This is a genomic window from Paractinoplanes polyasparticus (assembly GCF_019710575.1).
In the GTDB taxonomy this organism is placed as follows: Bacteria; Actinomycetota; Actinomycetes; order Mycobacteriales; family Micromonosporaceae; genus Actinoplanes; species Actinoplanes polyasparticus.
In genome coordinates this window covers 20,068-30,764 of sequence record NZ_JAHWFK010000076.1, presented here as the reverse complement: position 1 = coordinate 30,764, position 10,697 = coordinate 20,068, and the positions used below count along the sequence as shown (strand labels likewise).

Annotated in this window: 9 protein-coding genes; 5 read left to right on the top strand and 4 right to left on the bottom strand. The window is 70.6% G+C overall.

Going from position 1 to position 10,697, the window contains the following annotated elements; translation table 11 throughout:
• Positions 1-88: 88 nt before the first annotated feature.
• Positions 89-304 carry a hypothetical protein gene (locus KXC43_RS48335; protein ID WP_221383063.1) on the top strand — a complete coding sequence of 72 codons (216 nt, stop codon included), beginning with the start codon at positions 89-91 and terminating at the stop codon, positions 302-304.
• A 172-nt stretch (positions 305-476) separates the two neighbouring features.
• On the opposite strand, the gene KXC43_RS48330 is transcribed toward KXC43_RS48335, so the two are convergent.
• Complete coding sequence (locus KXC43_RS48330) at positions 477-1,982, bottom strand: ricin-type beta-trefoil lectin domain protein (RefSeq protein WP_255646114.1); 1,506 nt, start codon at positions 1,980-1,982, stop codon at positions 477-479.
• Positions 1,983-2,176: 194 nt separating this feature from the next.
• On the opposite strand from KXC43_RS48330, the gene KXC43_RS48325 reads away from it, so the two are divergent.
• From KXC43_RS48325 to KXC43_RS48315, 3 genes are read left to right on the top strand one after another with little or no spacing between them, the layout of a single operon-like run.
• Positions 2,177-3,346, top strand: a complete 1,170-nt coding sequence (locus KXC43_RS48325) for an NAD(+)/NADH kinase (protein ID WP_221383062.1) — start codon at positions 2,177-2,179, stop codon at positions 3,344-3,346.
• Positions 3,347-3,356: 10 nt separating this feature from the next.
• Positions 3,357-5,015, top strand: coding sequence for an NAD(P)/FAD-dependent oxidoreductase (locus KXC43_RS48320; protein WP_221383061.1), 1,659 nt, complete (start codon positions 3,357-3,359; stop codon positions 5,013-5,015).
• Between the two features lie 3 nt (positions 5,016-5,018).
• Positions 5,019-6,488, top strand: a complete 1,470-nt coding sequence (locus tag KXC43_RS48315; RefSeq protein WP_221383060.1) for an ATP-binding protein — start codon at positions 5,019-5,021, stop codon at positions 6,486-6,488.
• 40 nt (positions 6,489-6,528) lie between these two features.
• Here the strand turns inward: KXC43_RS48315 and KXC43_RS48310 are convergent, their stop codons facing one another.
• The 3 genes from KXC43_RS48310 to KXC43_RS48300 are packed head-to-tail and all read right to left on the bottom strand — an operon-like array spanning position 6,529 to position 9,234.
• Positions 6,529-7,026, bottom strand: coding sequence for a mycothiol transferase (locus KXC43_RS48310; protein WP_221383059.1), 498 nt, complete (start codon positions 7,024-7,026; stop codon positions 6,529-6,531).
• A 2-nt stretch (positions 7,027-7,028) separates the two neighbouring features.
• Positions 7,029-7,826, bottom strand: coding sequence for a hypothetical protein (locus tag KXC43_RS48305; protein ID WP_221383058.1), 798 nt, complete (start codon positions 7,824-7,826; stop codon positions 7,029-7,031).
• Positions 7,827-7,884: 58 nt separating this feature from the next.
• Entirely contained in the window at positions 7,885-9,234 is a 1,350-nt protein-coding gene (locus tag KXC43_RS48300) for an MFS transporter (protein ID WP_221383057.1), read from the bottom strand.
• Between the two features lie 222 nt (positions 9,235-9,456).
• On the opposite strand from KXC43_RS48300, the gene KXC43_RS48295 reads away from it, so the two are divergent.
• Positions 9,457-10,692, top strand: coding sequence for a multidrug effflux MFS transporter (locus KXC43_RS48295; RefSeq protein WP_221383056.1), 1,236 nt, complete (start codon positions 9,457-9,459; stop codon positions 10,690-10,692).
• Positions 10,693-10,697: the final 5 nt, after the last annotated feature.

Sequence of the window (10,697 nt, the reverse complement as noted above, 5' to 3'; positions counted from 1 at the left end):
GCGACAGGGGCAGTAAGTCATACCGGACCGAGCGACCGAGCAGTCCCCGGCTGGGGACGATCAAAAAGGTAACGGGCATACGGGCGGCATGTACGCGGCGGCGTGCTGGTACCGCGACGGGTTCGGCGGGCCGGTGGATCTCGTGCAGGCGTTGCGGTGGTTCCCGGCGATGGTCGGCGCCGGCAACGGCAACGGGCTGCACGATGCCCGCACTGTCGCGGCCGTGCTCAGCGCCGACGACATCCACGAGGCCGGGCCCCTCTCCGGCCGGCTGATCGAGGCAGACCTGCTGGCCGGCGGCTGAGGCGCATCAGCTGGCCGGCGGCTGAGGCGCATCAGCTGGCCGGCGGCTGAGGCGCATCAGCTGGCCGGGGGTGGAGGCGCATCAGCTGGCCGGGGGTGGAGGCGCATCAGCTGGCCGGGGGTGGAGGCGTGGTGCCGCTGCCGCTACGGCACCACGCCGGATCAGGGGTGGGTCAGCCGCGGCGCCACTTCTGGTTGGCTCCGCCGGTGCACTCCCAGAGGACCAGCACGGCGCCCTCGTTGGCGTTCCAGGCGTCGATGTCGACGCACTTGTTGGCCTGGGGGTTGACCAGGTCGCCGGCGGCCGACAGGACGAACTGCTGGGCCGGGTTGCCGCTGCAGCCGACGATCTGGATGGCGGCGCCGTTCGCGGTGGAGCCCCACGCCACGTCGAGGCACTTGTTGTTCGAGGTCTGCAGGGTGCCGTTGACGAAGTTCCAGCGCTGGGCGGCCGAGCCGTTGCAGTTCCACATCTGGACCCGTACGCCGTCCGCGAAGTTGCCGTTGGGCACGTCCAGGCACTTGTTGTTGAGGCTGCTGATCACCGACGAGCCCGAGCTGCCGCCGCCGGTGGTGGTCAGCGACAGGCCGTACACCTGGAGGATCTCGTTGACCGGCTGGAACCACATCGTGCCGCCGCTGGAGCAGTTGCCGGAGCCGCCCGAGGTGACGCCCTGGGCCTGGTTGCCCGAGATCCACGAGCCGCCGGAGTCGCCCGGCTCGGCGCACGCGTTGCTGCGGGACAGGCCCGAGACCGCACCCTGGGAGTAGACGATCGTCTCGTTGCGGCCGAGCAGGGTGCCGCAGCGCCAGCCCGTCGTGCGGCCGGAGCGGCAGATCGAGCTGCCGATGGCCGCGTCCTGCGAACCGGCCACGGTCACGTTGCCGCCGGAGTAGTTGTTCACCCAGGGCTGGGAGGTCCAGTTGCCGTTCGTCCGGACCCAGCCGTAGTCGTTGCCGGGGAAGGACGAGCCGGCGAAGTTGCCCTGGGCGACGTTGTTGTAGCCGAGCGTCGGGCTGCCGGTGCCGCCGCAGTGGCCCGCGGTGACGAAGCCGCCGGCGACCGAGAAGCCGACCGAGCACAGCGTGTTCCCGTTGATCACGTACTGGTCGCCGCCGCGGATGTCGTACATCGGGCGGGGCTGCTCGGCCGACGTGACCACCGTCACCGCGCCCGCGCCGGAAGCAAAGCCGCGAGCCTCCTTCTCAAAACCGGGGGCAGCCGTCACGACCACTCGGTTGTTCGGGACGTCGACGTACCAGCCACGCACCACGGAGGCACGCGCCGATTTGGCCCGCTTGTCCAGGGCCGTACGCGTGGCAGCGAGATCGGCACTGCTGTGCGCCACGACACGAACGTCAGCCCCCTCCGCCCGTACGGAAGAAGCAGCGGAAGCGTCGGTGACGGCGACCGTCAGTCGTGCGGCGCCGGTGGGGATCCATGCGCCCGCGAAAGCCGAGCCGAGCTTGGACTTGAGGCGCTTCTCGACCACGGGGGCCGCCGCCTCGGTGCGCAGCCGGGCCGCGATCTCACCGTTGTCGATCTTGAGGTCCCGGCGCATGGCGCTGAGCATGCCGGGATCGAGATCGATCGACGGATCGGCGGCGTGCGCGGGGACGGGACTGAGGGTGCCGATCGTGATCGCCGCTGCGGCGACCGCGAGCCAACGTAGGCGCATGTCGGGGGTCCTTTCAGTGCGCCGGAAAATCGGGGATTAATCGGAGGCTGTCTATACGTGACAACGCTGTCAAGGAATAGGAAGGAACCCTGCCCGAATGAACCACGTGTGCTCCGTCGCCTGCCCTCGCCGATCGGGCGCCCGACGTGCAAGGCTGTGTTCTTGAGTTCGAACGAGGGGCGGGGTCACACCGGATGGGCATGGTCAAGGTCGTCGGCCTGGTGCTGCACCCGAGGCGCGACTGCGGGTCGGCGATAGAGGCCATCGTGAAGTGGGCCGAGCGCCGCAATGTCACCGTGCTCGGTCTGCACGACGAGATCGATCGCATCGACTGCGAGGCTGTCGCGGTCACGCCGGAAGAGATGGTCGAGCGGGCCGGCCTGCTGGTCAGCCTGGGTGGCGACGGCACCATGCTGCGCACGATGCGGCTGGTCGAGGGGCGCAAGACCCCGGTGCTCGGCGTCAACGTGGGCCGCCTGGGCTTCCTGGCCGAGGTCGACCTGCCCGATCTGCCGGCCGCCCTCACCGCGATCGACGAGCACCAGTTCACCATCGAGGCGCGCACCGCCGTCCGCACCAAGCTGCCCGACGGCCGCGAGGTCTCGGCCTTCAACGACATCGCGATGGTGCGCGTGCCCGGCGACGGCCTGGCCGCGATCGGCATCTCGGTCGAGAAGAAGAACTTCGTCAACTACGCGGCGGACGCGGTGATCGTGGCCACCCCGACCGGCTCCACGGCCTACAGCTTCTCGGCCGGCGGCCCGATCGTCTCACCCAACGTCGAGGGCCTGATCGTCACGGCCGCGGCCGCGCACTCCTCGTTCAACCGCCCGCTGATGCTGGCCCTGCAGGAACAGCTCGACCTCGACGTGCTGCCCACCAGCGGCCGCCTGGCGATCGAGGTCGACGGCATCGTCGAGGGCTACGCCGGCCCCGACGACCGGCTCTGCATCGAGCCCGTCCCGTCCGCGGCCCAGGTGATCCGGCTCGGCCGCACGAGCTTCTACGAGCGGGCCCGGCGCAAGCTGCGGGTCGAGGGCAGCGCCCAGGTCGGCGTGCCCAACTCGGGCGAGGCCATCGTGGTCGACAGCTTCGAGCACCAGCGCTACGAGATCCTGCTCGGTGGCGAGGTGGCCGGCGTTCTGCACTACCGCCGCCACGGCGACACCATCGAGCTGATGCACACCGACGTCGAGCAGTCCTTCTCCGGCCGGGGCCTGGCCAGCCGTCTCGCGTCGGCCGCGCTGGAGGACGCCCGCGGCCGGAACACCCCGGTCGTTCCCTCCTGCCCCTTCGTCATCGGATATCTGGACCGCCACCCCGAGTACAACGACCTGCTGGCCACGCCACCTGCCGATAGCTGAGGTATCTGCCATGGGCCACCCCGCGATCCTGACCGTCGACGACGACCCCGCGGTCTCCCGGGCGATCGCCCGCGACCTGCGCCGCCGCTACGGCGACCAGTACCGCATCGTCCGCGCCTCGTCCGCCGCCGAGGCGCTCGAGGCGCTGCGCGAGCTCAAGCTGCGTGGCGGCCGGGTCGCCGTCATCCTCGCCGACTACCGCATGCCGCAGGTCAACGGCATCGAGTTCCTCGAGCAGGCGATGGACCTGTTCCCCAACGCCCGTCGGGCCCTGCTGACCGCGTACGCAGACACCGACGCCGCCATCCAGGCGATCAACGTCGTCGACGTCGACCACTACCTGCTCAAGCCGTGGGACCCGCCCGAAGAGAAGCTCTATCCGGTGCTCGACGCGCTGCTCGACGCGTGGCTGGCCACCGGCGACCGCGAGATGGAGGACATCCGGGTCGTCGGCCATCGGTGGAGCGAGCCGTCGTACGAGATCCGCGACTTCCTCGCCCGCAACCTGGTGCCCTACAAGTGGCTCGGCGCCGACGAGCCCGAGGGCCGCCGCCTGCTCGAGGCCGCGAGCGTCGGCCCCGAGTCGATCCCGCTGGTGGTGACGGCCGACGGACGCGCCATGGCCCAGCCCACCACCACCGAGGTGGCCGAGGCGGTCGGCCTCTCGACCGCCCCCGGCCGCGACTTCTACGACCTGATCATCGTGGGCGGCGGGCCGGCCGGGCTGGGCGCGGCCGTCTACGGCGCCTCCGAGGGCCTCCGGACGCTGCTGGTCGAACGGCGCGCGGTCGGCGGCCAGGCCGGGCAGAGCTCGCGCATCGAGAACTACCTGGGCTTCCCCGACGGCATCTCCGGCGCCCAGCTGACCGACCGGGCCCGCCGGCAGGCCGGCAAGTTCTCGGCCGAGGTGCTGACCACACGCGACGTCACCGGTCTGCGGCAGGACGGCTCGGCCCGCACCCTGACGTTCGCCGACGGCGGCGAGATCTCGGCCCACTCGATCGTGCTGGCCACCGGCGTCTCGTACCGGCCGCTGATCGCCGACGGCGTGGCCGAGCTGACCGGTTCGGGCGTCTACTACGGCTCGGCCTCGACCGAGGGGCCCTCCTGCGCCGGCACCGACGTCTACATCGTCGGCGGCGCCAACTCGGCGGGCCAGGCGGCGCTGTTCTTCTCCCGGTACGCCAAAACGGTCACTCTGCTCGTGCGGGGCGATTCGCTCGAGGCGTCGATGTCGTACTACCTGATCCAGCAGCTCAACAAGATCGACAACATCCGGGTGCGGACCCGCTGCGAGGTGCTCAGCGCCCAGGGCGACGGCCACCTGCAGGCCATCACGATCTGCGACAGCAAAGAGGGCGTGAGCACCACCGTCGAGTGCGGTTACCTCTTCGTCTTCATCGGCGCCGAGCCCCGCACCGACTGGCTGGGCCAGGCGGTCGCCCGCGACGAGAAGGGCTTCGTCTACACCGGCCCCGACCTTCTTTCAAATGGCACCCGTCCGAAGGGATGGGATCGGGAGCGGGATCCGTTCTACCTGGAGTGCAGTGTTCCCGGCATCTTCGCCGCCGGCGACGTCCGGGCCAACTCGGTCAAGCGAGTGGCCTCGGCGGTCGGCGAGGGCGCGATGGCCGTCACGCTGGTCCACCGCTACCTGGAGGCTCAGTAAGCCATGGCTGACACCACCGACGAGGTCCGGCTCGTTCCCTGCGATCCGGGCGCGCTCACGCCCGCCGAGCTGCGCACCCTGTTCCTGTTCGAGAAGCTCACCGACGACCAGCTGGCGTGGATCTCGCAGCACGGCTGCACCATGCACATGCCCGCCGGTGGCGTCGTGATCCGCGAGGGCGACCCCGCCGACCAGTTCTTCGTGCTGCTCAGCGGCACGATCGCGCTCACCCGCAAGATCGGCCAGGACGAGGTCGAGACGACCCGCACCGAGCAGCGCGGCGTCTACATGGGCGCGACCCAGTCCTACCTGCGCGACGACGGCCTCGAACGCCGGTACATGGCGAGCATGCGCGCGCTCGACGACGCCGACTTCTTCGTGATGAGCGCGGCCGACTTCGGGCACATGATGCGCGAGTGGTTCCCGATGGCGATTCACCTGCTCGAGGGCCTCACCCTGGGCATGCGCAGCACCCAGGCCGCGGTCAGCGAGCGCCAGCGCCTGACCGCGCTCGGCGCGCTCTCGGCCGGCCTGATGCACGAGCTCAACAACCCGGCCGCGGCCGCCGGGCGGGCCACCAGCGCGCTGCGCCAGCGGGTCGCCGGCATGCGGCACAAGCTCGCCATGCTGGCCGCCGGCAAGGTCGACCCGGAGCGCCTGGTCGCCCTGGTCGAGCTGCAGGAGGACGTCATCGAGCGGGCGGCCAAGGCGAAGCCGCTGACCGCGATGGAGACCTCCGACCGCGAGGACGAGCTCGGCGACTGGATGGACGAGCGCAACGTCACGAGCGGCTGGGACCTGGCGCCCGTCTTCGCCCAGGGCGGCATCGACATCGAGTGCCTCACCCTGATCGAGGAGCGGGTCGGCACGCGTGAGCTGCTCGACCAGGCCATCCACTGGATCGGCTACGCGCTCGAGACCGAGCAGCTGATGACCGACATCGAGGACGCGACGAGCCGGGTGTCGTCGCTGGTGTCGGCGGCGAAGCAGTATTCGCAGATGGACCGCGCGGCCCACCAGTGGATCGACGTGCACAGCGGCCTCGACAGCACGCTGGTGATGCTCACCCACAAGATCGGCAACGGGGTCAAGGTCGTGAAGGACTACGACCGCTCACTGCCGCAGGTGCCGGCCCACCCGGCCGAGCTCAACCAGGTGTGGACGAACCTTATCGACAACGCGGTGCAGGCCATGGCCGGCGCCGGCACGCTGACGATCAAGACCTATCGCGAGGACGACCACCTGGTCATCTCGATCGGCGACTCCGGGCCGGGTGTGCCCGAGGATCTGAAGAAGCGCGTGTTCGAGCCGTTCTTCACGACCAAGCCGGTGGGCGAGGGCACGGGGCTGGGCCTCGACATCTCGTACCGGATCATCGTGAACGGACACGGCGGCGACATCCGGCTCGAGTCCCAGCCGGGTGACACCCGGTTTCTCGTACGGCTGCCGCTGACCGAGCCCTCGTCGGCCTGACGCAGAAAGCGGGCGGGGATGTCCCCGCCCGCTTTCTCGTCTACAGCAGCCCGCGTACGTACGCGGCCTGGCCCGCGTGCTGGGCGTCGTCGTCATAGACGCTGATCAGCCGCACCCCGAGGGTGACGGGCGGATCCCAGTTGTCGTCGACCACCCGGTCGAGGTCGGCCTCGGTGAGACCGGCCAGGTAACCGACCGTGCGGTCGTGCACCGCCCGGTAGTAGTCGAGCAGCGTCTGCGCGCTCTCCGGCGCGACCGCCGTGATCTGGGACGCGTCGTGGCCGTAGCCGGTGTCGGACAGGTCCTTGAGCCCGAAGCGGGCCGCCCAGTCGCCGGTGGCGTAGAGCTGCTCGGCCCCCATCACCTCGGCGACGTGGTCGTCCTGCACCCGGGTCAGGTGCCAGACCAGCCAGCCGATCGAGTTGGCGCCCGCGGCCGGCTGCCATCGCAGCTGTTCGGGGGTGAGCCCCTGCACGGCCGTCTCCACGAGGTCGGGGAGACGCCCGAAGGCCTCGGTCAGCACGCCCTTGGCGTCCATCGTCACTCTCCGCTCTGCTGGTTCGTGCCGTCCTGCGTCGTGCCGTCCTGCTTGGCGCCGTCCTGCGTCGTACCGTCCTGGGTGGTGCCGTCCGGCTGAGTCTCCCCGTCGGTGGGCTGATCCGTGGGCTCGGCGCCCGGATCCGTGCCACCGGTCTGCTGGGGGTTTGCCGGCTCGGTCGTCGCGGTCGGAGGCGTGGCCGGCGTCTCGGTGGGCTCGGCGGTCGGCGTGCCGGTCGGCTGACCGTCCGCGGGCGCCCCGCTGGAATCCGGCGAGGGGGACTCCGACGGCGTCGTCGCGGGCTTCTCGTCGGTGCCGTTGTCGCCGCTGAGAGCGGACCCGATCGTCGTGGTCGAACTGGTCGTGTGCCCGACCGCGGCCGGAACGCTCTTCCCGGTGAGCAGCTCGAACGCCGTGAGCGAGCCCATCGCCAGCACGAACAACGCGCCGGCCATGACGGCGATCCGTCCCCAGCGCACGTCCTTGCGCGCCGGCTTCTGCTCCACGACCGGCTCCTCGGAGGGCAGCTCATCCTCGGCGGCCACGACCGTCGGGGTGCCGACGGCGGCCGGAGCGGTCACGAAGGTCGAGACGATCTTCTTGCTTCCGCGGTTGATGAAGCGGGCGTAGAGCTCGGTGCCGACCGAGCCGATGAGGCTGGCCACGGCTGCGCCGATCAGCGTTCCTGCGACGCCGAGGAAGGAACCCACGACCGCGGCGGATACCGCGGCGAGTGTTCCGGCGATGGTCTTGGGGATGTCGATGCCGGACCATAGACGGTCCGGTGCGTGCTCGGTCATGTCCTCCTCTGCCCTTACTGACGTCCGGCTCCGGGGCGGCCGGATCACTGCTGCCGGTCTACTTCTGTCCCGTGAAAGCTTTCGCCTTCTCCGTACGGCTGATTGCTAAACCCCGCCGATCGGCCCACACCTCGCGAAGCGGGCGGATCACGATGCCCTCCTCGGCCATGCGCCGCCGGGCCAGCCTGCGGGTTCGCAGGATCCCGACGACGCCGATCACGATGAAGATGTATTGCACCGACATGGCCACTTTGAAGTCGGCGATGTCATAGTTCGTGCCGCCGCCGGTGCGCGCGTCGAGAATCAGGCCGATCAATTCGATCGACAACAGCGAGGCGACGAAGCCGCCCACGTTGACGACGCCGGTGGCTGTGCCGAGGCGGCTCGGCGGGTTGAACGTCCGCGCGTAGTCGAACCCGATCATCGAGCCCGGCCCGCCCAGGCCCAGCGCCACGATCAGCAGCACCAGCACCGGCAGCGGCGCGTGCCCCGGCCAGGCCAGCACCAGGGCCCAGCCGGCCGAGTTCACGGCGACCACCCCCAGCACCAGCCACGAGCGGCGCAGCGGGTGCCGCTGCACGAGGATTCCGATCAGCGGCCCGGCCGCCATGCCGACCAGCACGAACAGGGTCAGCAGGGCGCTCGCCGTCTCGCGGGGCAGGCCCTGCCCGGCCACGAGGAACGGGAAGCCCCACATGAGGGCGAACACCGTGCCCATGAACTGGGTGGTGAAGTGCGTCCACAGCCCGAGCCGGGTGCCCGGGTGCCGCCAGGCGCTGCCCAGGCTCTCGCCGAGCTGGCGCATCGTCATCGACGCGCCGCTGTCCATCCGCTTGGCCGGGCTGTCGTGCAGGGCGGCGAACGCGGCGACCGCGACGAAGACCCCGGCCCCCGCGGTCGCGAAGAACGCGGTGCTCCAGCCCGGACCGGCCAGCAGGATCGCCAGCGGCACCGCCGAGAGCACCTGCCCGGCCTGGCCGACGATGCCGGTCAGCTGGGTCAGCACCGGCACACGTTTGGCCGGGAACCACTGCGGCACCAGCCGCAACACGCTGATGAAGGTCATGGCGTCGCCCGCTCCGACCAGGATGCGGGCCAGCACGGCGCCGCCGACGTGATCGGTGGTTGCCATGATCGCCTGACCGGTCGCCATCAGCACACCGCCGCTGACCACCAGTCGCAGCGACCCGAAGCGGTCGAGCAGCAGCCCGACCGGCACCTGAAGACCTGCGTACACAAGAAGCTGCAGCACGGCGAACGTGGCGAGCGCTCCGGCGCCGATGCCGAAGCGGTGCTGCGCGTCCAGACCGGCCACGCCGAGTGACGTGCGGTGCAGCACTGCGACGATGTACGCGGCGAGGCCGACGGCCCAGACCGCCCAGGCCCGTGCTGGGGAACGCAGGGGCATGAGTTGCCTTCCACTCGCTTTCTTTGCACGTACGGCACCCAGCCTTGTCCGCCCGGCCGCCGACGACAACCGAATCCGGCCGAAACCACACGTGGGTCCGGTCACTGATCGTTTCCGCAGCACAGCGCCGGGGCGAGTCAAGCCGATCACCGCGATTCGGCGAGTTTGTGACCACTATTACCGGACGGAAGAAACTCGGCCGCGGGAAGCTTGAACCCGAATATGCGCCAAGATCCTGCCGGCCGCCGCTTAGGTGTCGTCCTCGTCCTCGGTTTTCTGTCCGCCCTCGGACCGCTGACCATCGACATGTACCTTCCGTCCCTGCCGACGATCGCCACCGACCTGCAGACCACCGAGGCCGCGGTGCAGCTCACGCTCACCGGCACGCTCCTCGGCCTGGCGCTGGGACAGCTGCTGATCGGCCCGCTCTCCGACGCGATCGGGCGCCGAACCCCGTTGCTGGCCGGTGTCGGCGTGCACGTCCTGGCCTCCGTGCTGTGCGTCATCGCCCCGAACCTCGCCGTCCTCGGCACCCTGCGCGTGCTGCAGGGCCTGGGCGCCGCGGCTGCCGCCGTCGTCGCGATGGCGATCGTGCGCGACCTGTTCAGCGGATTCGCCGCGGCCAAGCTGCTCTCGCGGCTGATGCTGGTCATCGGTGTGGCGCCGATCCTCGCCCCGACCATCGGCGGCACCGTGCTGCACTGGACGTCCTGGCGCGGCGTGTTCGTGGTGCTCACCGTGGTCGCGGTCGCGATCCTGGCCGCCACTGCGCTGTTCCTGCCCGAGACGCTGCCGGCTGACCGGCGCCGCTACGGCGGGGTGAGGGGCACGCTGCGCGACTACGGCAGGCTCTTCACCGACCGCACGTACGTCGGTCTGATCGTGGTCGCCGCGCTCGCGTTCTCCGCCCTCTTCGCGTACGTCAGTGGCTCCTCCTTCGTCTTCCAGGAGGAGTACGGCCTGAGCGAGCAGCAGTTCGCGTACGTCTTCGCCGGCGGCGCGGTCGGGCTCATCGGCGCCACCCAGCTCAACGTGCGCCTGCTCCGCCGCTGGACGCCGGCGCAGATCCTGAGCTCGGCCCTGATCAGCGGCGCCGTCTTCGGCGTCGTGCTGCTCGTCACCGCGACCACCGGCTTCGGCGGCCTGGCCGGCATCCTCGTGCCGCTGTGGCTGGTGCTGGCCACCGTCGGCCTGGCGATGCCGAACGCGCCCGCGCTGGCCCTGTCGCGGCACGGCGAGACCGCGGGAACCGCTGCCGCGCTGCTCGGCGCGGTGCAGTTCGGCGTCGGCGCGTTGGCCGCCCCGCTGGTGGGCGTGCTCGGCAACAGCTCGACGGCCATGGCGATCGTGGTCGCGGGCGGCATGGCCGGCGCGGTCGTGGTGCTGTGGACCGTCGTACGCCCCAGCCGGCTCCCGGTTGAGGCGGGCGACCAGCCCGTGATGGCCGTCGCACACTGAGCGAC